The following is a 21,822-nucleotide window of genomic DNA, read 5'->3' on the forward strand; positions in this document are numbered from 1 at the left end:
TCACAACGCCGGGGCCGCGCATGTCGCCACGCCGAACTAAACTTCACGGTCATGAGTTCTCCCAGCGCAACCCTCACCGTGTGGGCAGCGTCATGGCTCGCCGGCGACACTGCGCCGGACGATGTCATCGATGCCCTTGCCGCGTGGGCACAGATGCACCTGATCGGGGCGGCCGATGCGGAAACCGCGGTCCGACACGATCTCGAGTGGCCGGGAGTCACGGCATCCGGTGTGTCCACTCTGCTGAGAATCGCTCGATCGGAGGCTGCCGAAATCCGCCTGGTCCTTCCCACTGCCGGTGACGTACGCGGCCTGCCCACCGGAACCGAGTTCGCACGCGCCGCGATCACAGCGGGTGAAGGGATCCAGATCGGCACCGTCGGCAAACCTGGAGTCGGTCTCGTACCGTCGAAGGAAGGCCCGGACGTCTTGCGCTGGACGGTCTTCTCCATCGCGACTGTCGCGGGCAGCGCCGACATGATCGGGCTCCGTGAAGCCGAATACGAACTGCGCCAAGCTGTTCGGGACGCAGCAGAGGTGCTCGGCGGACTTCCGACCGTTGCCACCGGAATCCCAGGCAGTGACGCGCGCACCCTGGTCGCCGAAGCGCTGCAGGCGCAGGCCGGATACCGCTGGCCGTCGACACTGTCACCGCGGCATTTGCAGGTGATCGACACCGCCGACAACGTCGCAGCCATTCTTACAGTCGCTGCGTCGACCTCGACCAATCAGGCCCCGAGCGTGTCCACCGCTCAGAAGCGCGACGACCTGCTGCGACGACTGTGGGACGTCGTTCGCACCGCTCGCGTCGCGTCGGCGAACAGCGTGTCGATCAGAGCTTGAGCACGAAATTCCGGCGCTTCTCGGCGAAGCCGTTGCGGTCCCCGAACATGTCGATCTTCATCTCCTCGAGTTCGCGCTCCTCGTAGGGCTCCACCGGATCACGTTCCAGCCGAAGACGTTTGCGCTCCAGTATCGAATCCAGCCGACCACCTTCGAGCAGGTCGGTGGCGACCTCGTTCAACCACGCCTCGAACAAATCCGGCCGCCGGGGGCCGATCGCGTCGACGAGCCCGATGTCCAACGCTCGACGGATACCGATCGGACTGCACGCGGTCAGCAGGTTGCGAGCTTGTTCCTCCCCGACACGGGCCGGAAGCGTGTACGTGTGCAGTTCCGAACCGAACAAGCCCATCGTGGCGTAATGAGGATTGAGAACCACGCCGTCCCTGGCCACGACTACGTCGGCTCCGAGCGGGAGCATCACCCCGCCGGCCCCGGCATTGCCGGTGAAGGCCGCAACCACAACCTGTTCGGTACAGGTGACGATCGCTTTCGCGATCTCGTTGATGGCCTTGATATTGGCCCACGCCTCTCCGGCTTGATCCGACGCCGCCTCGATGACGTTGAGGTGGATACCGTTGCTGAATCTGTCGTAGTCGCCCGTCAGGACAAGGATCTTGGTGTCCTGCGCGATCGCCCAACGCAGCCTGGCCGCCAGTCGCGCGCATTGCTTCGTGCTCATCGCACCGTTGTAGAAACGAAACGAGAGATAACCGATACCGCCGTCTCGGTGATAGTCGGTCTCGGGATAGCGGCTCTCCCAGACCTGTGGAACGAACACGTCCGGACGCACGACCGCGGTAGACGGAAGTTTGACATTGCCCGCGCCGACGAGCCGCGCATGTCCGACCCACACGGAGCCGGCACCGGTAGCAACACGTATTGCCTGGTGAAAGTACTCGACGATGGTGCCGGGCGCTGCATCGACGTGGGCGTCGAGGTGAGCGTCGTAGACGTAGACCCTGTCGAGCCCCAACTGAACGGCGACACCGGGAAACCCGTCGGCGGCGTTGACGGCGCGGACGATGCTCGACGCGTCCTCCTCCCAACTGAACGCGCGTTCGGACTGTTTCATGGTCGGCCGCGATCGGGCCGATGCCACCGGCCGTGCGACGCGGTCCGACGGGATCGGCTGGTAGTCGGGCGTACGGAAATGTTCGACGACCTCCGCAATGCACTCCATCGCCGCGTCGGTGACTGCCCCGTTGTACACCGAGGATTTGGTTGCACCGCTCGGGAGTTCGAAGGTCCGCCACGCCCACACCGCTCCCGCGTCGAGTTCCTCGGCGGCCTGCAACGCGGTGACTCCCCAGATCGGTTCGTCATCTGCAATCGCCCAGTCCAGCGACGACGGTCCGCGATCGCCGGGCGGGCCAGGGTGAATGATGATCGTTGTCCACCGCTGCCAAACGGATTCCGGTACATAGGCTTTCAGAAACGGGCAGATGATGAGATCAAAATCTCCCGCAGATGTCGCGGCCAGCACCGCGTCCGCGTCGGCGACGACGGCTGTGCGGACGTGGTGCCCCGCCTCACGAAGAACAAGACCAGCCCGCTGCGACAGACCGTTGTCGGAGGTGACGAGAAGCAGCAGGCTCAACGGTGGCGCGGAACTCGCGCGTGGGCGTGAGCGCCGGAACAGCGCCGCCGTCGCCGCACGCAGACGGCCCCTGCCCGTTGCATTTTCGCGTAACTTCGCCGTTGCTACATCGCTGGAAATTGCCACAGAAGTCGTTAGAGCGGCCGATTTGAGCATCGGTCTTACTTCGGGGGTCGAAACCATGGATTCCTGCTCGCATGCTCGGGTATCTGCAGCGCAGACCAGACTCCCCCCAGAGCAGGACCAACGCACCGATAGATTGATTGAGGTATTTAGGGACTTTATACCTACCGTCGGTTTGTTTCAATAGCTATTTTCAAGCAAACCACTCAATCGATCAACGCGCAGTCTTGTGATTGATCGCGATATGGCGGTCGATGCGAATATGTTCATCCAGCGTCGGGTAACGCAAACCGGTGTCCTGGCTGTATCCCTGACGGCGCAACCAATCCAGGACGTCGCCCCAGAACCAGATCCCCCCGGCAACCGAGTTGTACGGAATCGGGAAAGGAGTAGCCGCCTGCCGGACCCCTCGCACCCACTGTCCGACCGCCTGCCGCGTCACCCCCGCACGGTCGGCAATGTCCTGGCGCGACACCAGATCAGGATGTGTCCTCTGAGGCCGCACACCTGCGGCCACCAACTGGTCGACCACGGTGATCGCCGTCGTCGCTGCCCGCATGCCTTCCGAGGTGAGTGTCAGCAACTGCAGCCCGCGTCGGTCCTCGACTCTTCCGCCCAAGCTCTCTCCGATCGCCTGCTCTTGCGAGACTGTCAGCATCTGAACGATGAATGTGAATTCGTAACGGTGATAGAGATCTTCGGCCACGCCCTAAACATAGCCGTAAGCTGCACTGTTTCCACATGGACACACCCGGATCCCGCACCCGCACGCACAATGGGCAGATGATCGACGTGGACGACAGTCAGTTCGAGGACATGGTCAAGCGGGCGCTCGACAGCCTGCCGCCGAAATTGGGTGCGGAGATGGCAAACGTCGCGGTGACCGTTCAACTCGAAGGCGGACGACCGGGACTGCTCGGGCTGTATCAGGGCATCCCTCTGACCAAGAGAACCACCACGTACGCCGGCGTCCTTCCGGACCGCATCACGATCTACCGCAGGGCCATCTGTGCGATCTGCAGCACCGAAGACGAGGTGATCGAGCAAGTTCGCCGAACCGTGATCCACGAAATCGGCCACCACTTCGGGATCGGTGATCCCCGGTTGCGTGAACTCGGATGGTGACAACCGACTCATCTACAAGTCGGAAATCAGCTAGAGGTTGATAATCGGCGAATAGTCATGTCAGCTGTACCAAGCCCGCAACAATTGAACACTTACAGGAGTTCGCATGGTCAATTTGATCCAGATCGCCCCGAAGAATGCCCCGACGTTTGCGATGAGCCGACAGAAGGCCGCCGAACTGTTGGGCATCTCGGTCGACAGCGTCGCGTTTCTCCTCAAGTCCCGCTATCTCCCGGATCTGGACGCCGGTCGCTTGATCGCGATGGCCAACCAACCGTGGTTGTACACGGACGGCGACTTTCCCGTCCTGCAGCAGGGCGCGTCCGAACTTGCACCGAAGAAGATGCTGCCCGCACGTAAGTACATCGGCGAGAGCGCAATTCACTCCGACGCCGAGTGTGTGGAAGCCAACCAGGGGCAGTGGGCGGGATTCAACGTCGACCATGTGCTCGGCGCCCGATTCCTGCCTGTGACGCTGCGCAAGTTCCCGGTGTCGGTGCTTCAGATCCACGACGTCAACGACGACGACGAAGAGCGAGTCTCGTTCGTCGCGACCCTTGCCGGGCGAGTCCGCGAACTGGGAGCGCCCAAACTCAACTACATCGACCCGTCCCTGAGCCCGGAGGATCGACAGATCGTCGAGACGCTCCTGACCTCGCGCAGTACGTCTACAGTTCCGGGGCCCTGCGGAAAGCTCAAGCAGCCGAACTCCTGACCGTCAGCGGGGGCGCTGAATGGCGGCGCAGCAGTTCACCGCACACGAGGCACCATTGGGGGTCGAGCCGAGCAGCGGCTCGACCCCCAGTCGCAGTGGTTGCTCGGCGTCCGCCAACTCCCGGACGAGCGCGGGCACCAGTTGCGCAAAACGTTGATCGCGGCCGGGTGTCGCGGCGCGCACGAAATCCATACCGAGTTCGGCCGCCTTGTCCTTGGCCTCGGTGTCCAGATCCCACACCACTTCGAGGTGATCGGAGACGAAACCGACGGGGCAAACGATCACGGCGCGAACATCCTTGGCGGACAACGTATCCAGGTGATCACAGATGTCGGGATCCAGCCACGGAACCTGCGGCGGACCTGATCGCGATTGCCACACCAGATCGAAATCGTCGACGCCGACGGCCTCGGCCACCAACTTCGCAGCCTCGGCGACCTGTCGGCTGTAGAGGTTTCCGCCCTCTGCCGGCGGCCCTGCATTGCGGTCTGCGGCACTCGGAACCGAATGCGCCGTGAACACCAGGCGCGCAGTGTCGCGAGTAGCTTCGGGCAACTCTGCGCGGGCCGCGCGCACACCGTCGGCGAACGCGCCGACGACCAGCGGATGGTCGTAGTACTGGCGAAGTTTTGTCAGCGTCGGTGCGCCGTCACCGACCGCGTCGCGGGCGCGGGCGATGTCCTCGTGGTACTGCCGACATCCGGAGTAGCCACCCCAGGCCGACGTGGCGAACACGGCGGCGTTGCGGACACCGTCCTCGCGCATCTTGGCAACGGTGTCTTCGACCATCGGGTGCCAGTTGCGGTTGCCGAAGTACACGGGTAGGTCGACACCGGCTGCTGCCAGCTCACCTTCGACCCGTTCGATCAGGTCTCGGTTGAGAGCGTTGATGGGAGAAACCCCACCGAAATGCATGTAGTGCTCGACGACGGCGTCGAGCCGTTCGGGTGGCACTCCCCTACCGCGCGTGACGTTTTCGAGGAACGGCCGTACGTCTTCGGGTTTTTCGGGACCGCCGAACGACAAAACGAGAAGAGCATCGAACTGCATGTCCATACTTGCGGTCATGAGTTCAATCTTGCGTGATGCCGTTCGGCGGGGGTCACCCGGGTACTCACCTGCGTAGTAGAAGGGGTGCTACTAGCCGACCATCGCGTGGAAGCCGCCGTCGACGTAGATGATCGACGCGGTCGTGCCGGGCAACCAATCCGAGAGCACGGTGCAGACGGTCTTGGCCACGGGCTCGCGATCGTCGACGTCCCAGCCGATGGGCGCAGCACCGTCCCATGCGGTGTTCAGCTTGTCCAACTCCGCGCCCGGACCGGTGCTGTCACCGGCGATGGCCTTGGCGGCCAGGGTCTTGATCGGGCCGGAGGACACCAGGTTCGAGCGGATGCCGCGGACACCGACCTCTTTGGCCACGTAACGGTTGACGGCCTCGAGGGTTGCCTTGGAGACACCCATCCAGTTGTAGAAGGGCATTGCGCGTGCCGGATCGAAATCCATTCCGACGATGGACGCGTTGTCGTTGAGCACCGGCAGCAATGCCTTGGCCAGTGCGCTGTACGAGTATGCGGACACCTCGAGTGCGACCGCCACGTCTTCCCACGGCGCGTCCATGAACGGGCTGCCCAGGCAGGAACGGGGAGCGAAGCCGATCGAGTGGACCACGCCGTCGATACCCTCGGGAGCCAGCTCGCGCACGTTCTCGGCGAGAGTTGAGAGATCCTCCGAGCTCTGGACGTTGAGCGAGATTGCCGGCGGCACGGGCTGCGGCAGGCGCTGGGCGATGCGGTCGATGAGGCGCAGACGATCGAATCCGGTGATCAGCACCTTCGCGCCCTGCTCCTGCGCGACCTTGGCCACGTGGAACGCGATCGACGAATCGGTGATGATGCCGGTGACAAGAATGGTCTTACCCTCGAGCAAACCGCCCATGAGATGTCCTCCTGATTTCAGACGTACGAGAAAGGTGTGCGTGTGCGAAAAAGCGGGTCAGTGCCCCATGCCGAGTCCGCCGTCGACGGGGATGACCGCACCCGAGACGTAAGCCGAATCGTCCGAGGCGAGGAAACTGACTACTGCTGCAACATCTTCCGGCTTTCCGGTGCGTTGCAACGGGATGAACTCGGTGGCCTTGTCCTTGACGTCGTCGCCCAGGGCGGCAGTCATGTCGGTCTCGATGAACCCGGGAGCGACGACGTTGGCGGTGATCGAGCGCGACCCGAGTTCCCTTGTCAGGGAACGTGCGATACCGACGATGCCTGCCTTGGACGCGGCGTAGTTGACCTGCCCGGCTTGACCTGCCAGGCCCACGACCGATCCGAGGAAGATGAACCGTCCGAAGCGCGCGCGCAGCATCGAACGGGTTGCGCGCTTGGAGAGGCGGAACGTTCCGGTGAGGTTCGCGTCGACGACGCTCGTGAACTGCTCTTCGCTCATCCGCATGATCAGTGTGTCGTCGGTGACGCCGGCATTGGCGACGATGACCTCGACCGGGCCCTGGTGCGCCTCGACCTCTTTGAACGCACGGTCGATCGACTCGGTGTCGGTGACGTCGCAGACGACGCCGAACAACCCTTCGGGGACGCCGGAACCGCGATGCGTGACGGCTACCTTGTGACCGTCCGCAGCGAGTCGCTGAGCGACGGCCAAGCCGATTCCGCGGTTGCCGCCGGTGACGAGCACCGAGCGCGGTGTGGTGACGGTCCGTTCGGAAACCACTGTCGTGGGAGGGGTAGACATGGCGATCAACCTATCAATTCTCTGCGGGCCGCGTACCAGCGGTATTTGGACAATTCGGAACTGCTCACGATCAAGGCAGACGTTGCCTGCGTACCAGGGCAATCGTCAGACCAGCGGTCGCGAAGACTACGCCGAGGATCAGCCACGGCCGGCTCGCGTCGCCGCGTGTCGTCTCGAAACCGATCTGCTCTTCGAGCGTGTCGTAGACCTGGCGCAGTTCCTCGAGGCTCGATGCCGTGAAGAAACTTCCGCCGGAAAGGTTGGCGATCTCCTTCAGTGACGCGTCGTCGACCGGGACGGGGATTCGGTCGCCTTCGATCTCGACGCGGCCGTAGGTCGTTCCGAAGGAAATGGTCGAGATCGGCACGCCCTTGTCCTTGGCCTGGCGCGCGGCGGTGAATCCACCCCGCGGATCGTCCGAGTTCTCGGGAACGGTCTGCTTCCCGTCGGACAGCAACACGATGCGCGCCGGAGGCGCCTGATCGCTACCGCCGAGAACAGCCGACAGCGTGTCGATCGACTGCAACGAGGTGAAGATCGCTTCGCCCGTCGCCGTCCGCTCACTGAGCTTGAGGTTGTCGATCGCGACCTTCGTCGCGTCACGATTCGTGGTGGGCGACACCAGAACGGACGCTGTTCCGGCAAATGCGACCAATCCGAGGTTGATTCCGGGTGTCAGACCGTCGGCAAACGACTTTGCTGCTTCCTGCGCTGCTGCCAATCGCGTCGGTTCGACGTCGGTGGCCTGCATCGACAGCGACACGTCGATCACGAGGATGACGGTGGCACGGTTTCGCGGGACCTTCTTGTCCGCCGTAGGACCGGCAAGGGCGACAGTGAAGAACACCAACGCGACGACCATCAGAATCGCCGGAATATGACGCCACCTGCCGGGCCGAGAAGGCGCCACCTTCTCCAGCAGTGCGAAGTTCGTGAACCGAAGTGTGTGCTTGGCCCGCTGCTTCTGCACGAGGACGTAACCGACCACCAACGCGGCGATGACGGCGAGGAACAGCAGCCACCACGGTGCGGTGAATTGAGAAAGACTCACGAACGAACGCCCCCAGTTCCGGCGCCGGCACCATAACTGTGGCGGCGTGCCGAGATGAATCTCACGACGTCGGCGATCCAGTCCCTGTCGGTGTGCAGAGACATGAGCGGTGCGCCGCAACGACGTAGAGCTTGCCTGACCTCGACGCGGTGCTCGGCGGCGACTCTGGCGAAGTCGGCGCGTAGTTGCGGCGTCGTGGTGAATTCTCTGGTCCGGCCGGACTCGGGATCGTGGAGCACCACGTCGCCGACGTCCGGAAGTTCGAGGTCGCGCGGGTCCACCACTTCGACGCCGAGCACGTCGTGTCGTCCCGAAATGGCGCGCAGCGACCGTTCCCAGTCGATCGGTCCGAGGAAGTCACTGATCACCACCGCGAGTCCGCGCCGACGCTGTGGGCGTCTGAGTGCTTCGATCGCACCGACCAGATCACCGCGTACCCCGTCCGGAGCGTGCGGAGTCGTCGCGATCTTGCGGAGCATCGCCTGTGCGTGAATTCGCCCACCGCGGGCCGGAATTCGAGTTGTCTGAGCTCCGGTCGAGATGATGGCGCCGACGCGGTTACCGCCCGAACTGGTCAGGTGGGTGATTGCTGCGGCTGCGGCGACAACCAGGTCGCGCTTCTCGCATCCGGCGGTCCCGAAGTCGAGACTTGCGGACAGGTCGATGACGAGCCACGTCTCGAGCTCACGATCTGCGACCGACTGGCGCACGTGTGGGTGCGTCGTCCGGGCGGTGACGGACCAATCCATCTGCCGTACGTCGTCTCCCGGCTGATACTCGCGAGCATCCCCCGGTTCCGAACCCGGGCCGGGAATCAGGCCGAGATGGTCGCCGTGCAGCACACCGTCGAGGCGACGACGAACCGTCAGCTCGAGGGTGCGCAGCGCGGCGGTGAGTTTGGGATCGCTGAGCTCGCCGGATCGGAACGACGGCGGAGAACCGGTGGATCCGGCGGGTGTCGCCTGGCCACCGTCGCGGCCATCGGTCACTGCGGGCGACTCATCGTCTCAGCGGTCGCGATCGGCGCGCCGTTTCCCTGTGGATTGGCTGTGCCCTGTGGAGTGACGGTGCCCTGTGGAGTGACCGGGCCCTGTGCATTGAACTGGGGTGCTTGCGGTGCGCCCTGCTGAGGCGGACCGGGAACGGTCGGAACCGGCCGCGCGGCGATCTGCGGCAGTCCGACGGTCTGCAGCACCCGGGCGATGACGGCGTCGGGAGTCACCTCGTCGGCCATGGCGTCGTAGGAGAGAACGAGGCGGTGACGCAACACGTCCGGGATCACCTCGATGACGTCCTGCGGCACGACGTAGTCGCGGCCACGGACGAGAGCGAGGGCCCGCGACGCGGCGATGATGCCGAGCGTCGCGCGGGGTGAGGCACCGTACGCGATCCAGCCTGCAACGTCCTCGAGCCCGACTTCACGTGGCGTGCGCGTAGCGGCGATCACTCGGACCACGTAGTCGACCAGCGCGTGATGGACGAAGACATTGCTGGCGACGCGTTGAAGCCTGACCAACTCCTCCGGACCGAGGATCTGGTGCGGCTCCGGGGCCGCGACGCCCATCCGGTAGACGATTTCGCGTTCTTCCTCCACCGTCGGGTAGTCGACGAGGATCTTGAACAGGAAGCGGTCGCGCTGCGCTTCGGGCAGCGGGTAGACGCCCTCGTTCTCGATGGGGTTCTGCGTCGCCATCACCAGGAACGGGTCGGGCATGTGGTAGCGCTTGCCACCGATCGAGACGTGGCGCTCCGCCATCACCTCGAGGAGCGCGGACTGCACCTTGGCCGGAGCACGGTTGATCTCGTCGGCCAGGACGAAGTTTGCGACGACGGGTCCGAGTTCGGTGTCGAACTCTTCACGGCCCTGACGGTAGATGCGCGTGCCGATGAGGTCGGTGGGCACCAGGTCGGGGGTGAACTGCACGCGGGAGAACGAACCGCCGACGACCTTCGCGAAAGTCTCGACAGCCAGCGTCTTGGCGACACCGGGGACGCCTTCGAGGAGGACGTGCCCCTTGGCGAGAAGTCCGACGAGAATGCGCTCGACCAGCCGGTCCTGCCCGACGATGACTCGCTTGACCTCGTAGATCGCTCGTTCCAAGGTCTGAACGTCGGCTGCCAGGGAAGGTGCTGCTCCGTCCGCACTTCCGCTCGCCTTGCTTACGTCGACCGTTCCGACCGAATCTTCACGTGAGGTCACCAAGAATCCATCGCTTTCGCCTAGAAAAGTACCGACAGTAACGTGTTCCCCGTCAACTATTCCAGGTAGTTGCGCTCGATGCCGTAACACCACGTCGGGAACTCGATACTTCTCCCGTCAATGCCGGCATCGTTGTTCTGACGATGCAGCGATCAGGACACCAACCGGACGGCGTACGGCGTCATTCCGCCCCAGCGAACCGGGGAGACCATGACACTCGAACCGGACTGCGGCGCCTCGAGCATCTGCCCGTTACCGAGGTAGAGCGCAACGTGTTGGCTGGCATTGGGACCGTAGAAGATCATGTCGCCGCGTTTCATCTCCGACGACGGAACCTGTGTGCCCGCGGTGTACTGATAGCCGGTGTAGTGCGGCAGCGAGATGCCGATACCGGCAAAGGCGTAGATCATCAGCCCCGAGCAGTCGAAACCGACCTTGTTGAAATCGCCGTAACTGTCTGCGACGCCGCCGTCACGGATGCCTCGCGTCGGCCCGTTCTCGTCGCCGCCGCCCCAGGCGTACTGCACGCCGAGCTGAGACATTCCACGATCGATGACGGATTCGATTGCAGCGCTTCCGGTGACGGAAGGCTTCGGCGTGCTGGGCTTCGGTGTCGTCGGCTTGGGAGTGGTGGGCTTGGGTGTGGTGACCGTTTCCTCTTCGGTGCCGGTCTCTTCGTCCGTGCCGGTTTCTTCGTCGGTCCCGGTCTCCTCGTCCGTCCAGGTGTCGTCGTCGTCCGGGATGACGGTCGGAGTCGGGTCTTCGACTGCGGTGTGCGGGCGCTGAGCCGCTGCCAGTGCCGCAGCTCGATCCTTGGCTGCCTGGTCGGCTGCTGCGCGGGCGGCCGCTTGTGCGGCAGCTTCCTTGGCGGCGGCTTCGAGCGCCTTCTGGTGAGCTTCCTCGGCGCGACGCTGTTCGTCCCACGTCGCGTACGCCTGGCGTTGGCCCTGCAAGCCGGCGACTGCGTTTCGGGCGGCGTCGAGCTGGGCCTGAGCGGAGTTGCGCTCGGCTTCGATCGCGGCCTTCTTGGCTACCTGCTGATCGAGGGCGTTGCGCGCGATCTGAATCGCCTGCTCGGCCAGATCCTTCAGCTGGGCGGCTACCTCGGCGGCGGCGTCGGCCTGCTGCTTCGCTTGGCGAGTCGCGGAGTCCTTGTTCGCCTGCTCCGTACGTGCTCGCTGAAGACCGTCGAGCACTGCGCTCTGCGTGTTGGCGAGCAGTTTGAGGACCTGTGCACGATCGAGAACGTCGCCCGGGCCCTTGGCGTCGAGGAATGACGAGATGGACGCGGTGTTGGTGCCCTTGACGTAGCTCGAGCGTGCGTACTTGTCGAAGTCCGTCTGAGCGACCTCGATCTGCGCCGAGGCGTCCTTCAGAGCTTGTTTGGTGACGCCGACGGCCTGCGCCGCGGTGTCTGCGGCGCCGCGAGCGTTCTGCAGATCCACGAGCGTCTTGTTGACGTCTTCACGCTTGATCGCGACTTCGTTGTCGAGTGCCGACAACTGTTCGTTGGCCGATGCGACTTGGTTGATGAGCGCGCTGACGGTGCCGACGCTCGACGAGACCTGCGAATCGGCCGCAGCGATGTCCGAGTCACTCGGATTCGGCGGCGGTGGAGGTACGGCCGAGGACATGGCCGGCGTTCCGACGATCAGGGAGCCGACGACGCCGAATCCGATGACCAGTTGCGCCAGGCGCATCGACTTACGGGAAGGACCACGACGGGACTTGCCGCCACGTGTTACTTGCCTCACAAATAACTCTCCCTCGCGTGTAACGCCACGGCCCGCTGGGTCGCCGATCCGTGCGGGGAGGGAATGCGCAGACCAAGCACCGGTCGCCCACAGCCCGAGAGCTGCTCGTCGGCCCGGGCGTGCCGTCACAACGCCACTGTCGACACCTCGGGAACAAGGCAACCGACAAGTACGCGTCGAACAACATCAGCCTGTCTGCGACACTTCTTCCCCAAAAAGTGCCAGTTGTACCGTACGACACTCAAGCGTTCTTTGGAAACTTTAGCCACAAATAACACAAACGGTATTTGAGCTGGTCGAATGGCATGCAGACACCAAAAAGGGCAGGTACTCACTGCAAACAGCGGTGAGTACCTGTTTTCGACGAGTTACTGAAAATCTCGCAAAAGGACCAAGGTCAGACGGAATCGGCCCGGTGGTCGGACGGTGTCGCGGTCTTTGACGTTGACGCGGTATGTCTGGTTTGCGTATTTTCCGGTCCGCGCCGCCACTTCACGGCAAAGGTGATCCCGGCAATAACCGCCACCACTGCGATGACAAGGACCGTGTACAGCGTCCACGGCGGACCTGGCGCCACGATCTCGTGCGAGAAGCGGTCCGCGGTCACGCTCGCGCTTTCGCCGAAAGATCGGTCCTGTGCAGTTTCGAGCTGTACGCGACTGATCGAGTCGCTGTAGCTACCCATCCAGTCAGGGCTCAGAACGAGAACCGTGCCGCCTTCGGTTTTGCCGACTGTCGTGGCCAGATCGCGAAGGTCGGACGGCCGGCCCGGATTCGCGTCGACGACCACGACGCTCAAGTCGACACCACGTTCACGAGCGTCGGTCACCACCGCAGTCAGCCCCGATACATCGGACTCTGGGGCGGAGACACCGTCCGTCGAAATGTCCGCGAGCACGTCGTCGAGATCGACGTCCGACGGAACGGCGACGTGCAACGGGGACTTCACGTGCACAGGCGCAAAAGCGTGATTGGTAGGAGCAGACATCTCTCATCCGGGTGCTGTTCGGATTCCGTCCACCGCTGAGATGCGGGGAGTTCTTCCGAGGTCGTTTTTCGGCGGCCGACCCGCGACGGGCCTGCATGCACCCTACTTCAGGTCGACTGCCACCAGGCGTCACACACAACCGCCGCGCGTGCCGCCCGAGCGGTAGCTGTGGGTGCGGTCACCCAGCCAAGCCTGCGTTGCGCAGGCCCCCGGTCTGCATGAAGATTGTTTCGGTCAACTTGCCCTGAATTCTCACAGGACAAGCGTACTGTTAGACTTGGACCAAGAGGTACCACCGGTCAGGACGGGTTCTACTGCAGCTCCGATGTTCGGACAGTTCTCACGCGAACTGTGCGATTGGCGTGAGCTACGGAGGATCTTCCCGGCCGAAGTACCTCGCTTCAGCTGCCGACACAGCCCCGTCGGTAGCGACCCTCATAGACGAGTGGAGCAGACGTGAGCACCAGTATCGATTCATTCGGAGCCAAGGGAACCCTCGAGGTCGGTGAGAACTCTTACGAGATCTTCCGCCTCTCGGCCGTCCCCGGCACCGAGAAATTGCCCTATTCCTTGAAGGTTCTCGCCGAGAACCTTCTCCGCACCGAAGACGGTGCCAACATCACCGCGGATCACATCCGCGCAATCGCAAGCTGGGATCCCTCGGCCGAGCCGAGCATCGAAATCCAGTTCACGCCTGCCCGCGTGATCATGCAGGACTTCACCGGCGTTCCTTGCATCGTCGACCTCGCCACCATGCGTGAGGCCGTCACCACCCTCGGCGGCGACCCGAACAAGGTCAACCCGCTCTCCCCCGCCGACATGGTCATCGACCACTCGGTCATCCTCGACGTCTTCGGCCAGGCCGACGCACTCGAGCGCAACGTCGACCTCGAATACGAGCGCAACGGCGAGCGTTACCAGTTCCTCCGTTGGGGCCAGGGCGCATTCGACGACTTCAAGGTCGTCCCCCCGGGAATGGGCATCGTCCACCAGGTCAACATCGAGTACCTGGCGCCCACCGTCATGTCCCGTAACGGACAGGCATACCCCGACACCTGTGTCGGCACCGACTCGCACACCACGATGGTCAACGGCCTCGGCGTGCTCGGCTGGGGCGTCGGCGGCATCGAGGCCGAGGCAGCAATGCTCGGCCAGCCCGTCTCCATGCTGATCCCCCGCGTTGTCGGCTTCAAGCTCTCCGGTGAGATCAAGCCCGGCGTCACCGCAACCGACGTCGTGCTCACCGCCACCGAGATGCTTCGCAAGCACGGCGTCGTCGGCAAGTTCGTCGAGTTCTACGGCAACGGTGTTGCCGAGGTTCCGCTCGCGAACCGCGCGACGCTGGGCAACATGAGCCCCGAATTCGGTTCCACCGCAGCGATCTTCCCGATCGACGCCGAGACCATCGAATACCTGCGCCTCACCGGCCGCAGCGACGAGCAGCTCGCTCTCGTCGAGGCGTACGCCAAGGAACAGGGCCTGTGGCACAACCCCGACAAGGAGCCTGTCTTCTCGGAGTACATCGAGCTGGATCTGGGAACCGTTGTTCCCTCGATCGCCGGCCCGAAGCGCCCGCAGGACCGAATCCTGTTGTCGGAGTCCAAGACTGCGTTCCGCAAGGACATCCACAACTACGTGGAAGAGAACTACCCGACCGAGCACACCCAGCTCGACGAGGCAGTCGAGGAATCCTTCCCGGCTTCCGATCCCGCGGTTCTGTCGTTTGCAGACGACGGAGCGGTCGACGTTCTCTCCGCTGCCAACGGTGCAGAAGGCCGTCCGAGCAAGCCGGTCGTCGTCAAGTCCGACGCCGGTGAGTTCGTTCTCGACCACGGCGCCGTCGTTGTTGCAGGTATCACCTCCTGCACCAACACGTCCAACCCGTCGGTCATGCTCGGTGCTGCACTGCTCGCACGCAACGCCGTCGAAAAGGGCCTCGCCACCAAGCCGTGGGTCAAGACCAACATGGCTCCCGGTTCGCAGGTCGTCACCGACTACTACGAGAAGGCCGGCCTGTGGCCGTACCTCGAGAAGCTCGGCTACTACCTCGGAGGTTACGGCTGCACCACGTGCATCGGTAACACCGGACCGCTGCCCGAGGCAGTCTCGAAGGCCATCAACGACAACGACCTCTCGGTCACCGCGGTGCTCTCGGGTAACCGTAACTTCGAGGGACGCATCTCCCCCGACGTCAAGATGAACTACTTGGCTTCCCCGCCGCTCGTGATTGCCTACGGCCTCGCCGGAACCATGGACTTCGACTTCGAGACCGATTCGCTCGGTAACGACACCGACGGAAACCCCGTCTACCTCAAGGACATCTGGCCGTCCACGCAGGAAATCGAAGAGACGATCAAGTCCTCGATCGACCAGGACATGTTCCGCAAGTCGTACGCAACCATCTTTGCGGGCGACAGCCGCTGGCAGAACCTCGAAACCCCGAAGGGTGACACCTTCGAGTGGGACGTGAACTCCACCTACGTGCGGAAGCCACCGTACTTCGACGGCATGACGATGGATCCGGCTCCGGTCAAGGACATCAAGGGCGCTCGCGTCCTCGCACTGCTCGGCGACTCGGTCACCACCGACCACATCAGCCCGGCAGGTCCGATCAAGGTCGGTACCCCCGCTGCGCAGTACCTCGACTCCCACGGCGTCGAGCGTGCGGATTACAACTCGCTCGGATCGCGTCGCGGTAACCACGAGGTCATGATTCGCGGAACGTTCGCGAACATCCGTCTGCGCAACCAGCTCCTCGACGACGTCTCCGGTGGATACACCCGCGACTTCACGCAGGAAGGCGCACCGCAGGCATTCATCTACGACGCGTCGCAGAACTACCAGGCAGCCGGCATCCCGCTGGTCGTCCTGGGCGGCAAGGAGTACGGCTCCGGATCCTCGCGTGACTGGGCAGCCAAGGGCACCAGCCTGCTCGGCGTCAAGGCCGTCATCACCGAGTCGTTCGAGCGCATCCACCGCTCAAACCTGATCGGCATGGGCGTTGTCCCGCTGCAGTTCCCGGTCGGCGAGTCCGCAGGTTCGCTCAAGCTCGACGGCACCGAGACCTTCGACATCGAAGGTGTCGAGAAGCTCAACGAGGGCGTCACCCCGAAGACCATGAAGGTCACGGCGACGCGCGAGAACGGCGAGAAGGTCGTGTTCGACGCAGTCGTACGCATCGATACCCCCGGCGAAGCGGATTACTACCGCAACGGTGGCATCCTGCAGTACGTGCTTCGCAACATGATCCGGGGCTAGTCAACCGAGCCCTGCTTTAACCCACGTGGCGGACTCAGCGAGGTGCTGAGTCCGCCACGTGCGTTCGGAGCACAAAGAAAGCGCGAGACGAGGACAACAACGTGCCCAAGGTCAGTGAAGACCATCTCGCGGCACGGCGCAGTCAGATCCTTGACGGCGCCCGCCGCTGCTTTGCGGAATACGGCTACGACGGCGCCACAGTTCGCCGTCTCGAAGAAGTCACCGGCTTGTCCCGAGGAGCGATCTTTCATCACTTCAAGGACAAGGACGGCCTGTTCCTCGCTCTCGCAAGCGAGGATGCGAGCCGGATGGCAGATGTCGTCGCCGAAGAGGGCCTCGTCCAGGTCATGCGGGACATGCTCGCGCAGCCCGATCAATTCGACTGGCTGGGAACGCGACTGGAGATAGCGCGTCGACTGCGCAACGACGCCGATTTCCGCGAGAAGTGGTCACAGCGCTCTGTAGAACTGACGGAAGCGACCAGTGCGCGTCTCGCCCGACAGAAATCGGCAGGTCGACTCCGTGACGACGTTCCCACCGAAATCCTGATCGGGTATCTGGATCTGGTGATGGACGGCCTGGTCGCGAGAATCGCCTCCGGCCACGGTGTCGACAACCTGTCAGCTGTTCTCGATCTGGTCGAGGAATCGGTGCGGCGGAGAGATTGAGGGGCTTCGCCCCTGTGAGTGGTTGAGGAGTGCGGGGACTCCCTAACCACTCACAGGGGGTCAGGCGAGCTGGATCAGCTCGAGGTACTCCTGCGACCAGTGGTCCTCGTTGCCGTCGGGCAGGAGGATGACGCGCTCGGGGTTCAGTGCCTCGGCAGCGCCCGGATCGTGAGTGACCAGGACGACGGCGCCGGTGTAGCTGCGGAGCGCGTCGAGCACCTGCTCGCGTGAGATCGGGTCCAGGTTGTTGGTGGGCTCGTCGAGAAGCAGAACGTTGGCAGCGGACGACACCAGACCGGCCAGGGCCAGACGTGTCTTCTCACCACCCGAGAGCGTTCCGGCCGGCTGTTCGAGCTGCGGGCCGGTGAACATGAAGGCACCGAGCAGCGACCGCAGTTCCTGCTCCCCCGTATCCGGCGCGGCGTGGCGGATGTTCTCCCACACGGACGCGTCGTCGTCGAGGGTGTCGTGCTCCTGAGCGAAGTAACCGACCTTGAGTCCGTGACCGGCGATCAGTTCACCCGCGTCCGCCTTCTCCGCACCCGCGAGAATGCGGAGAAGCGTGGTCTTACCTGCACCGTTGAGTCCGAGGATGACCACACGAGAACCACGGTCGATCGCAAGATCGACACCGGTGAAGATCTCGAGCGAGCCGTACACCTTGGTGAGGTTCTTGCCCATCAGCGGCGTCTTGCCACAAGCGGCGGGTTCGGGGAAACGAATACGCGCAACCTTGTCCGAGACACGTTCGGCATCGAGGTTGGCCATCAATTTGTCGGCTCGCTTGGCCATGTTCTGAGCCGCGACGGCTTTGGTTGCCTTCGCGCCCATCTTCGCTGCCTGAATGCGCAGCGCGCCGGCCTTCTTCTCGGCATTCGCACGCTCACGGCGACGACGCTGTTCGTCCGTGGCGCGGGCGTCGAGGTACTTCTTCCAGTTCATGTTGTAGACGTCGGCCTCACCGCGGACGGCATCGAGGAACCACACACGGTTGACGACGTCGTTGAGCAGGTCGACGTCGTGGCTGATGACCACCAGTCCACCCTCGTGGTTCTGGAGGAATCCACGCAGCCAGGTGATGGAGTCGGCGTCGAGGTGGTTGGTGGGCTCGTCGAGAAGCAGAGTCGTGTCCGAGCGGGCACCGCTGCCGTCGGAGGCGGCAAAGAGGATTCGCGCCAGTTCGACACGACGCCGCTGACCGCCGGACAGCGTGCTGAGCGGCTGCCCGAGAATACGGTCTTCGAGGCCGAGGCTGCTGGTGATACGTGCGGCTTCGCTTTCGGCTTCGTATCCGCCGAGGGCCGAGAATCGATCTTCGAGCTGGCCGTACTTCTTGACCGCGCGGTCCTGCGATTCCTGATCGAGCACCTCGCCCATCAGAATCTGCTGCTTCTCCATCTCGCGGAGCATCGTGTCGAGGCCGCGTGCGGAGAGAACCCGGTCCTTGGCGAGGACGCTCAGGTCGCCCTCCTTGGGGTCCTGCGGGAGGTATCCGAGTTCACCGGTGCGTACGACGCTTCCCGCGTATGCCTCACCTTCACCGGCGAGGATGCGCAGTGTGGTCGTCTTTCCGGCTCCGTTACGTCCGACGAGACCGATCCGGTCGCCCGGCTGGATGCGCAGCGAAGGCCCGGGAGCTGTGAGAAGGGTGCGGACACCGGCACGAACTTCGAGGTCAGTGGCGGTAATCAAGCAAACTCCTCAGGAAAAACGACGAATACGGGTAAACAATGCCTGACTACAGACACAAGAACTATCGATTTTACCGTGACCTGACGGTCGTTCCGACCAGCAGCGTGTGAGTCCGCTAACGTTCGGGACATGACTAGCGAAAACAGCACTCGTCCTCGCGACCTCGAAGGCCGCTCCGCCATCGTCACCGGTGCAAGTCGCGGAATCGGCAAAGCTGTCGCCGCCGAGCTCCTCGCTCGCGGCGCTGACGTCTTGATCACAGCCCGCAAGGCGGAGCCTCTCGAGACCGCTGCAACCGAACTGTCCGATCTGGGGCACGGCGGCAAGGTCGTCGCATTCGCGGGCAACGCTGCCGATGCCGAAGCCCGCTCCGGTGCCGTCGACCGTGCTGTCGCCGAGTTCGGATCGCTCGACATTCTGGTCAACAACACCGGCATCAATCCGGTCTTCGGTTCGCTCATGGAGGCGGACCTCGACGCCTTACGCAAGATCTTCGACGTGAACGTGGTTGCCGCCCTGGGCTACGTCCAGCAAGCGCATCGGGCATGGATGGGAGAACACGGTGGAGCCGTCGTGAACCTGGCCAGTGTGGCCGGGATCCGATCGACGGGCGTCATCGCGGCGTACGGAGCGTCGAAAGCTGCGCTCATCCGGTTGACGGAAGAACTGGCCTGGCAACTGGGACCGAAGATTCGTGTCAATGCCGTAGCTCCCGGGATCGTCAAGACGCAGTTCGCGGCAGCCCTGGTCGCTGCTGGCGAGGACAAGGCGTCGGCGGGCTACCCGATGAAGCGACTGGGCACCCCCGAAGACGTCGCCGGTCTGGTCGGCTTCCTGGTCTCCGACGCGGCGGCGTGGATCACGGGCGAAACCGTGCGCGTCGACGGCGGCCTACTCGCAACGGGATCGATGTAGTGCGCCGATCATGAGCACAGACAACTCCTCCACCGATGTGGTGATCGTCGGCGGAGGACCGGCGGGGCGGGCGCTCGCGACCCGCTGTATCGCCCGGCAACTCACGGTCGTCATCGTCGATCCGCATCCTCGTCGGGTGTGGACTCCGACGTATTCGGCGTGGGCGGACGAACTGCCGTCGTGGCTGCCGGACGAGGTGATCGCGAGCCGAATCCAACGTCCGAGTGTGTGGGCCGAGGAGCAGAAAACATTTGATCGCGCATATTGCGTATTGAATACAACATCACTGCAATTATTTCTCTCGGATACATCCGCACAGTTCAGAGCCTTGACTGCCAGAACGCTGTCCCCCAACAGCGTTGTCTGCACCGACGGAACCCAGCTGACGGGTTCCGTCGTCGTCGACGCTCGAGGCACCGACCTCACGGTGACAACCGCGCAGCAGACCGCCTTCGGAGTGATCGTCGACCGCGCCCTGACAGCTCCGATTCTGGGCGGCGGCGAAGCCTGGTTCATGGACTGGCGAAGAGACAACGGCACCTCCGACGCCGACACTCCGTCGTTTCTCTATGCAGTCCCACTCGACGACGAACGAGTCCTCCTCGAGGAGACCTGCCTCGTCGGCCGGCCGGCGTTGGGGTTGCGCGAACTCGAAGCACGTCTGCGCACCCGACTTCACAATCGGGGCTGCGAAGTCCCCGAGGACGCGCCGGTCGAGCGAGTCCGTTTCGCAGTCGAAGGCCCGAAGGACTCGTCCCCCGGCGATGTCCTCCGTTTCGGCGGGCGAGGCGGTCTGATGCATCCGGGAACCGGATACAGCGTTGCTACCTCACTCGCCGAGGCGGACGCGGTCGCTGAAGCAATCGCCGACGGTGGGGATCCGGAGGCGGCGCTCTGGCCCCGCTCGGCCAAGGGAGTGGCTGCTCTTCGCCGCGTTGGCCTGAATGCACTTCTCACCCTCGACCCGGCTGAGGTCGCGACATTCTTCGACAGGTTCTTCGATCTACCGGTCGAGGCTCAGCGGTCCTACCTCTCCGATCGGCGGGACGCGGCTGCGACCGCGAAGGTGATGGCAACCCTGTTCCGGACGTCGCCGTGGCATGTTCGAAAGTCGTTGATGCGCGCACCCTTTCTGCGGTGAGCAATGAGCACCGGCTACCGCACTCCCATCGAACTGGCGATCATCGGCCAGGAATTGTGGAGGTCGTCCTGCCAGTAACCCCACGAGTGGGTTCCGCTCGGCTTGAAGTCGAAGGTCGCGGGGATGCCCAGAGCATTCAGTCGGTCCGCTAAACCGTGCGTGCACCCGTTGACCGCGGATTCGATGATGCCGCCGACGATGATCTGATTCAGAAGCGCTCCGGGATTTCCGTTCACATCGGGCGCCTGAAGGTTGTCGTGTGGGCCTGGCAGCCCGGAGCCTGTGGAGACGTACAGTTCGGTCCCCCTCAGTTTCTCCGCGTTCACGACGGGATCGTTCTCGCGCCATCCCGGACCGTCGAACGGTCCCCACATATTTGTCGGATCAGCGCCGCCCCGCGCGCCGACCACCAGTCGGACGTAGTCCTGACCCGGCTGGGTGGAGGTCTCGGCGCACCCGCTGTACGCCCCGACACTGCGGTAGAGGCCCGGCGCCGAAATCGCGAGGTTGAGAACGGAGGTGGCGGTCATCGAGATCGCCGCGATGGAGTTGACCCCGTCGGTCCCGAACTGCGCATCGATCACCGGCGGCAGTTCGCGAGTGAGGAACGTCTGCCACTTGTTGCGCCCGAGTACGGGATCGTCCTTCTGCCAGTCCGTGTAGTAGCTGAACGCACCTTCCAACGGCGTCACGACGTTGACGTCCTTGTCGGCGAAGAAGTCCAGGACATCGGTCCGCCCTTCCCACGTTGCGCTGTCCTCGCCGCCACCGGCGCCGTTGAGCAGATACAGCGTCGGGCGTGGCGCACCGGTGTCGGCGGGGAGGATCACCTCGAGTGGTATGTCGCGGTCCATCGCTTCCGAATGAACGGTGATCCGGACAGTACGGGCTGGATCTGCGGCCGCGTGCCAAGGAGCCAACAGCAACGGAACCAGTGAAATCGCCAGCGCCGCGGTGACGCGTCGACGGTAGGTTCGGATTCTCATCGGAGCGTGCCCCCAGGT

At 63.7% G+C, this 21,822-nt stretch carries 19 protein-coding genes; 7 read left to right on the forward strand and 12 right to left on the reverse strand.

Annotated elements, in window-relative coordinates; all coding sequences use genetic code 11:
* Nucleotides 1-51 precede the first annotated feature (51 nt).
* Complete coding sequence (locus tag G8767_RS11215) at nt 52-843, forward strand: hypothetical protein (RefSeq protein ID WP_166810194.1); 792 nt, start codon at nt 52-54, stop codon at nt 841-843.
* Here G8767_RS11215 and G8767_RS11220 read toward each other — a convergent pair.
* Together G8767_RS11220 and G8767_RS11225 are read right to left on the reverse strand one after the other, a co-directional pair.
* The gene (locus tag G8767_RS11220; RefSeq protein WP_346842978.1) at nt 833-2,569 is read right to left on the reverse strand and encodes an enoyl-CoA hydratase-related protein; all 1,737 of its coding nucleotides are present in this window, start codon (nt 2,567-2,569) and stop codon (nt 833-835) included. The two genes, G8767_RS11215 and G8767_RS11220, sit on opposite strands and share 11 nt — an antisense overlap.
* Before the next feature lie 211 nt (nt 2,570-2,780).
* On the reverse strand, nt 2,781-3,272 hold the full coding sequence (locus G8767_RS11225; RefSeq protein ID WP_166810196.1) for a hypothetical protein: 492 nt from the start codon (nt 3,270-3,272) through the stop codon (nt 2,781-2,783).
* Between the two features lie 77 nt (nt 3,273-3,349).
* On the opposite strand from G8767_RS11225, the gene G8767_RS11230 reads away from it, so the two are divergent.
* Both G8767_RS11230 and G8767_RS11235 read left to right on the forward strand, forming a co-directional pair.
* Nucleotides 3,350-3,691 carry a metallopeptidase family protein gene (locus tag G8767_RS11230; RefSeq protein WP_003944783.1) on the forward strand — a complete coding sequence of 114 codons (342 nt, stop codon included), beginning with the start codon at nt 3,350-3,352 and terminating at the stop codon, nt 3,689-3,691.
* A gap of 106 nt (nt 3,692-3,797) precedes the next feature.
* On the forward strand, nt 3,798-4,406 hold the full coding sequence (locus G8767_RS11235) for a transcriptional regulator (protein WP_124568607.1): 609 nt from the start codon (nt 3,798-3,800) through the stop codon (nt 4,404-4,406).
* 3 nt (nt 4,407-4,409) lie between these two features.
* Here the strand turns inward: G8767_RS11235 and G8767_RS11240 are convergent, their stop codons facing one another.
* The 8 genes from G8767_RS11240 to G8767_RS11275 form a co-directional block, all read right to left on the reverse strand.
* On the reverse strand, nt 4,410-5,474 hold the full coding sequence (locus G8767_RS11240) for a ferrochelatase (RefSeq protein ID WP_240952155.1): 1,065 nt from the start codon (nt 5,472-5,474) through the stop codon (nt 4,410-4,412).
* Between the two features lie 72 nt (nt 5,475-5,546).
* Nucleotides 5,547-6,344 (reverse strand): NADH-dependent enoyl-ACP reductase InhA, encoded by a 798-nt coding sequence (gene inhA / locus G8767_RS11245; protein WP_166810197.1) that lies wholly within the window; start codon nt 6,342-6,344, stop codon nt 5,547-5,549.
* 57 nt (nt 6,345-6,401) lie between these two features.
* Nucleotides 6,402-7,151 (reverse strand): 3-oxoacyl-ACP reductase FabG1, encoded by a 750-nt coding sequence (gene fabG1 / locus G8767_RS11250; protein ID WP_007727875.1) that lies wholly within the window; start codon nt 7,149-7,151, stop codon nt 6,402-6,404.
* A gap of 70 nt (nt 7,152-7,221) precedes the next feature.
* Nucleotides 7,222-8,202: a VWA domain-containing protein gene (locus G8767_RS11255; RefSeq protein WP_095970163.1), complete on the reverse strand. Its 981-nt coding sequence runs from the start codon at nt 8,200-8,202 to the stop codon at nt 7,222-7,224.
* Nucleotides 8,199-9,191, reverse strand: coding sequence for a DUF58 domain-containing protein (locus G8767_RS11260; RefSeq protein WP_095970164.1), 993 nt, complete (start codon nt 9,189-9,191; stop codon nt 8,199-8,201). Before G8767_RS11260 ends, G8767_RS11255 begins: the two co-directional genes overlap by 4 nt.
* Nucleotides 9,188-10,324 (reverse strand): MoxR family ATPase, encoded by a 1,137-nt coding sequence (locus G8767_RS11265; RefSeq protein ID WP_240952177.1) that lies wholly within the window; start codon nt 10,322-10,324, stop codon nt 9,188-9,190. The genes G8767_RS11260 and G8767_RS11265 overlap by 4 nt, the downstream gene beginning before the upstream one ends.
* 230 nt (nt 10,325-10,554) lie before the next feature.
* Nucleotides 10,555-12,102: an NlpC/P60 family protein gene (locus G8767_RS11270; protein ID WP_029255350.1), complete on the reverse strand. Its 1,548-nt coding sequence runs from the start codon at nt 12,100-12,102 to the stop codon at nt 10,555-10,557.
* A 451-nt stretch (nt 12,103-12,553) separates the two neighbouring features.
* Complete coding sequence (locus G8767_RS11275) at nt 12,554-13,144, reverse strand: DUF6676 family protein (protein ID WP_166810199.1); 591 nt, start codon at nt 13,142-13,144, stop codon at nt 12,554-12,556.
* 456 nt (nt 13,145-13,600) lie between these two features.
* Between G8767_RS11275 and acnA the strand changes: the two genes are divergently transcribed.
* Together acnA and G8767_RS11285 are read left to right on the forward strand one after the other, a co-directional pair.
* On the forward strand, nt 13,601-16,402 hold the full coding sequence (gene acnA, locus G8767_RS11280) for an aconitate hydratase AcnA (protein WP_019748421.1): 2,802 nt from the start codon (nt 13,601-13,603) through the stop codon (nt 16,400-16,402).
* 101 nt (nt 16,403-16,503) lie between these two features.
* The gene (locus tag G8767_RS11285; protein ID WP_003944970.1) at nt 16,504-17,070 is read left to right on the forward strand and encodes a TetR/AcrR family transcriptional regulator; all 567 of its coding nucleotides are present in this window, start codon (nt 16,504-16,506) and stop codon (nt 17,068-17,070) included.
* Between the two features lie 60 nt (nt 17,071-17,130).
* Here the strand turns inward: G8767_RS11285 and G8767_RS11290 are convergent, their stop codons facing one another.
* Nucleotides 17,131-18,762, reverse strand: a complete 1,632-nt coding sequence (locus tag G8767_RS11290) for an ABC-F family ATP-binding cassette domain-containing protein (protein WP_003944932.1) — start codon at nt 18,760-18,762, stop codon at nt 17,131-17,133.
* A gap of 129 nt (nt 18,763-18,891) precedes the next feature.
* On the opposite strand from G8767_RS11290, the gene G8767_RS11295 reads away from it, so the two are divergent.
* Both G8767_RS11295 and G8767_RS11300 read left to right on the forward strand, forming a co-directional pair.
* Nucleotides 18,892-19,677, forward strand: coding sequence for an SDR family oxidoreductase (locus G8767_RS11295; protein ID WP_166810200.1), 786 nt, complete (start codon nt 18,892-18,894; stop codon nt 19,675-19,677).
* Between the two features lie 10 nt (nt 19,678-19,687).
* A complete protein-coding gene (locus G8767_RS11300; RefSeq protein ID WP_166810201.1) occupies nt 19,688-20,818 on the forward strand; it encodes a lycopene cyclase family protein in 1,131 nt (376 codons plus the stop codon).
* A gap of 14 nt (nt 20,819-20,832) precedes the next feature.
* Here the strand turns inward: G8767_RS11300 and G8767_RS11305 are convergent, their stop codons facing one another.
* Entirely contained in the window at nt 20,833-21,804 is a 972-nt protein-coding gene (locus G8767_RS11305; protein ID WP_166810202.1) for an alpha/beta hydrolase family protein, read from the reverse strand.
* Between the last annotated feature and the right edge of the window lie 18 nt (nt 21,805-21,822).

It is taken from the genome of Rhodococcus sp. IC4_135 (assembly GCF_011602025.1).
Taxonomy (GTDB): Bacteria; Actinomycetota; Actinomycetes; order Mycobacteriales; family Mycobacteriaceae; genus Rhodococcus_F; species Rhodococcus_F baikonurensis.